General features: G+C 65.8%; 4 protein-coding genes. All 4 read left to right on the forward strand.

Translation table 11 applies throughout. The features are described from left to right. On the forward strand, positions 1 to 260 hold a 260-nt coding region (locus FJY88_12510; protein MBM3288157.1), incomplete at its 5' end, for a T9SS type A sorting domain-containing protein. Between the two features lie 263 nt (positions 261 to 523). Then, complete coding sequence (locus tag FJY88_12515; protein MBM3288158.1) at positions 524 to 1,564, forward strand: sigma-70 family RNA polymerase sigma factor; 1,041 nt, start codon at positions 524 to 526, stop codon at positions 1,562 to 1,564. Between the two features lie 29 nt (positions 1,565 to 1,593). Then, positions 1,594 to 2,400, forward strand: a complete 807-nt coding sequence (locus tag FJY88_12520; protein MBM3288159.1) for a hypothetical protein — start codon at positions 1,594 to 1,596, stop codon at positions 2,398 to 2,400. Between the two features lie 9 nt (positions 2,401 to 2,409). Further along, positions 2,410 to 3,843, forward strand: a 1,434-nt coding sequence (locus FJY88_12525; GenBank protein ID MBM3288160.1) for a hypothetical protein, incomplete at its 3' end; no start/stop codon positions are given.

A 3,843-nucleotide genomic window follows, 5' to 3' on the forward strand; every position in this document is an offset into this window, starting at 1 on the left:
AGAACGCTCCCAATCCGTTCGGAGCCGAGACCATGATCCGGGTCGACCTGCCGCAGCCGAGGCATGTCGAGTTGACGATCTACGATATTCAGGGTCGATCTGTTGCGACCATCCTGGATGAGGAGATGATCGCCGGCACGCACGAGGTTGCTTGGGACGGCCGCGGTGGCGGCGGGGAGCCGCTCGCCTCGGGGATCTACTTCTGCATTCTGAGGACGGAAGGCTACAGGCAGGCCATTCGAATGATGCTCGCCCACTGACAGAGGCTGATCCACAGTCGGTCGCAGGAGGGGCGTCCGGGAGGGAGATCGACCTCCGGATGCCCTTCCTTGGTCGCCTTCCCGGCCCAGTCCTCCTCTTGCCGCGAACGCCGGGGCAGGGTACCCTTGCCGCGGTTGTTGTGAGAGATCGAACCGGGGTGACCCGTCATCCGCAGGATTGGCGAGCGTCGAGGCGAGCTGCATCAGAGCGAATTCAACGCATTCCGGGATGATGGCGCCCCCTCTCGCGAGGAGGTAGGGCGGTGGTTCCAGGAACCTCAGCCTCGGCGGCGCGCGGCCGCGAAGAAGAGCTGCGGCTCATCCGCGCCGCGCGCGACGGGGATGGGACCGCCTACGGCCGCCTCGTGACACCTCTCCTGCCTGCGCTGCATGACTTCATCCGGCACGAGCTCCGGTCCCGTCCCGATCTGGAGCCGGACGATGTTCTACAAACCGCACTCCTCACAGGCTGGAAGGCGCTCGAGCGCTACCTCGAGCAGTATTCGTTTCGCAGCTACATCTTCGGCATCGCGCGCCAGACAGCCTTTCGATTCACCCACGACATCCCGGTGGAAGTGACGATCGACTGGGGAGAGGAGGGCGGGAGACCCGTCGGCGAGCCTCCGCCGTCGACCTATGAGGAGATCGACGATCGCCTGGCTCCCATCGTGGGCACGAAGCGCTTCCGCCGACCCGACGCGGGCGTCGAGCCCCTTGGGGTGTTCCGCGAGATGCTCGAGGCGATGCTCTGGTACGGCGGCTATCCCCACCAGCAGGTCGCCTTCGGCTACAGCATCGTTCTCTGGGGCAAGCGGAAGGAGGAGCGGAGAGCCAGAGGCGCGAGCGCGGCGAGACTCCGCGGCCTCGAGGAGGAAGTCCTGGATCGCGCTTCGGAGAAGGTCCCGATCACGGGAGATCCGGACCGGGTCGTGCGGGAGCTCTCCGACGCGGCATTGCGGGAGTCGACCGCGGAGTTCCGGTCGGAGCTGGAGGGGCGGGATTACCTGCGGGAGGATGCCCTCGACACGGTTTTCGAGCCGCTTGATTACCGCCTGGGCCTCAAGGGACAGGCTCTTTTCGCGCGCGATCAGACCTCGGCGGAGGCCTTCAGGCATCTCCGGGACAGCCTCATTGCCCGGACGGTTCTCAAGGAGTACTTCGGCAAGGATCCCCGCAAGTCGATCGCCGACTGGACCAACACGGTGAAGCGCCGAACCCGGGAGGCGTTCCTGGGCGAGCTGGACCCGTCCCGCTCGCCGCTCCCCTGGCCCGAGGGTCACGAGAACCGGCGCTCGGCGCCGTAGTACGGGCACCGAGGGGGAAAGGACTATCCATGACACATCCGCAGCAATCCCGCCTCCTGGCGCTGCTCGCAGGATCGCTGAGCGAGGAGGACGCGTCCGACCTGTTCGGCCACCTGGCGTTCTGTGAGGCGTGCGCCGGGCGCTTGCGTGCCCTTGAGATGATCCGCGCCGACTATGACGGAGCCTGGGAGCGATTCGTAGAGGCTCTGGCTACTGGGGCAGAGGCGGTTGCCGTGCCCGAAACGGTCGCGGCGACAGAGCACAGTCGGACGAGGAGCCTCGCCCTCGCCGTCCGGCTCTTGCTGGACACTTCCCGCCGCTTGGCTGCGCTGGGGACGCAGACCGTCTCTGACCTCGTATCAGGCGCCGCCGGCTATGGAGAGCCCCAACTTTGCCCACAGTTCGAGGGAGTAGGGGATCCCGACCTTGTGGAGGAGATCCATCGCTGCAGGGCGGATGCTTCGGCTGACCTTGATGCCGGGGATGCTTCGGCGGCGCGGCGGAGACTCGAGGAGGCGGAGCGTCTTCGAGAGGGCGTGTCAGCGGTAGCGGAGTTGGATGCGACGGGCGAGGGCCGCCCGCCACTGCGTCTGATTGCCGATTCGCGCCGGGGAACGATCACGGCTCTCGCGTTCGTCGAAGGAGACAGGCCCGGAGCGGCGTCCGCCGAGGGACTCTCCTGGATGGGGCGCGTCGTCCTTCTGCGGATGGATGGATCGAGTCCGGCCGTGGCGGACTTCAAGTCCGTCGAGGGCGCGAGCTACCTTCTTGCCGAGATCGACTGGAAAGAGGGAGGGGAGTTCGTAGTCGGTGTGGAGGAAGTGGACGGAGAGTGAGTCTGCCCGATGCCCCAAGAAGAGAAGGTCAGACACCATGCACGCGTGTGGGGAGCGGGTCTGTGCGGAGGGAAGATGAAGACGCTTCTCAGTTCTCTGCTGATTGTCGCCGCGATGCTTCTTGGCGGGAGTTCCTCTCTCGGGGGGACGGCTTCACTCCCCGGGAAGGCTAACCGCGATGACGGAAGCGTGGTGTCGAGTGGCCCAGCCGCCTGGGCACGGGGCGGGGCCGACATCTCGGCCTCAGACGCCGAGAGAGCCCACTCCGCGCTTCTGCGGCAGCAGATCTCCGCTGACAGCGCCGCGGCTGCCGCCGCGGAGGCAATCCAGTCAAGAGGCATTGGCCGAGATCGTCATCGACAGCATAGCGAGCCGGCGGAAGGGCAGATCGAGTGGCTTGGCTGCTCTGGAGGGTGGATCACGGGTCTGGCTCGCAAGGGCGACTTTGTTTACGCGGCGGCGGGAGGGGCGATCCTGGTCTTCGATGTGAGCGACCCGATGCGTCCGGAGGTCGTTCGCAGTCTGCGTCTCGATTGGGCCTCGACAGTCTCCGTCGATGGGGACCGTCTATACGCGAGGGGGGCGCTGGGTGATCTGAGAATCTACGGAATCGAGAACCCGACGCAACCGATCCTCCTCGGCAGCCATCCTGTTGGTTACTTGTACATGCCACCGTTGGTTGCCCGAGGAGATGTTGTTGCAGTTGGCCAGGCCGGCTCCGTCGACCTGGTCGATGCTGGCGATCCCGAGAACGTCACGGTCCTCGCGAGCGTCCCGATCGAAGGCGCGGTCCGCGGAATCGACTGGCGTCCCCCCTACCTCTTCGCCGGTGGAAGCACAGAGGTCCTGATTCTGGATACAACCGATCTACAATCCCCCGTGCGGATCGCCTCGATACCCCTGGCCGCGGAGGCGCGAGGCATCGCCGTGGCCGACACGCTCCTCTTTGTCGCGAGGACGGATTCGCTGATCGCCTACTCCATCCATGAGATCGAGTCGCCGCGGTTCTGCGCTGCTTCCCGCATCTCGCCGATCTTGCAGGGGCATCCGGTGGGCTTCGCGGTCAGGGGCGACAGGCTCTACTTTGGCGGAGCGTTTCACTGGGAGACGCGGTGCTACGACATCTCGCCACCCTGTCGCCTCGAGGAGCTTTGCGCGTACTCGGGCGAGTTCTCGCAGTGGCACCCGCAGACTTCCCTCGTCCTGATGGACGATGTTCTGCTCGCGGGAGGATGGGGCGGGCTGCGGTCGTTCGATCTCGACTCAGGCGAATGCCTCCCCGAGCCGGCGGTCTACCCGCTTCCCGACAATGCGAGAGGGATCGGCGTCTTGGGGAACAGGGCCTTCGTGACATCGGATTACAGGTTCCTGGAATTCGAGGTGGGTGCCGATCGCACGCCGCGAGCGGTCGCGGAAGTCTACCCCGATGGATATCTCGGCTAC

This window comes from Candidatus Eisenbacteria bacterium (assembly GCA_016867495.1).
In the GTDB taxonomy this organism is placed as follows: Bacteria; Eisenbacteria; RBG-16-71-46; order CAIMUX01; family VGJL01; genus VGJL01.

Excerpts from the sequence above, each read along its gene's own strand:
- FJY88_12520 (MBM3288159.1), top strand. The coding sequence starts at position 1,594 with ATGACACATCCGCAGCAATCCCGCCTCCTGGCGCTGCTCGCAGGATCG.